At 64.3% G+C, this 532-nt stretch carries 1 protein-coding gene; it reads left to right on the forward strand.

The features are described from left to right. The coding region (locus AB4Y92_RS25435) for a hypothetical protein (protein ID WP_441822142.1) at positions 1-388 on the forward strand (388 nt) is incomplete at its 5' end. Positions 389-532 lie beyond the last annotated feature (144 nt).

Below are 532 nucleotides of genomic sequence, written 5' to 3' on the forward strand. Positions count from 1 at the left end.
TCTGACGGCCGAGACACGCCCAGTCAGGGAGCGAATGAGCGATGCCATCCGCCTGATGGTGCTCTTCCATTTCAGCCACCCGGAACTCGGCCTCTTCATCGCGCAGCAAGCGCGGGAGAGCGGGGCGCGACTGGCCGCCCTCAAGGAGCGCCTGCTTCGTCCAGCACTCGATGCCTTCATACCGCTTCTCGACCAGGCGGTTCGCGAAGGTGTCACGCATGCGAGCGACCCCTTCATCGCCTTCTCGATTCTCGCTGGCGCATTCTTCTGGCCCTCGACCGCGCCCGACCTCGTTCAATCCCTGTCCGCGAGCCCCATGGATCGCAGCCAGTTTCAGGAGCACTTCCTTGAGAATCTCATCGCCGTATTCCTCTCCAAGCCCCACTAGCGAGAGGCCTTCCCAGCCTCATGCTCCCGCACGTGCGATGAAGGCCGCCCGCGATTCCGGCGGGCAAGACTTGTGGTTTGATGCGGGCCTCGCTCATGGAAGACTGCACGATGCCCCGACGGCGAACGCGCCGCGACCTGCACC

It is taken from the genome of Lysobacter sp. TAB13, assembly GCF_052113885.1.
Classification (GTDB): Bacteria; Pseudomonadota; Gammaproteobacteria; order Xanthomonadales; family Xanthomonadaceae; genus Lysobacter; species Lysobacter gummosus.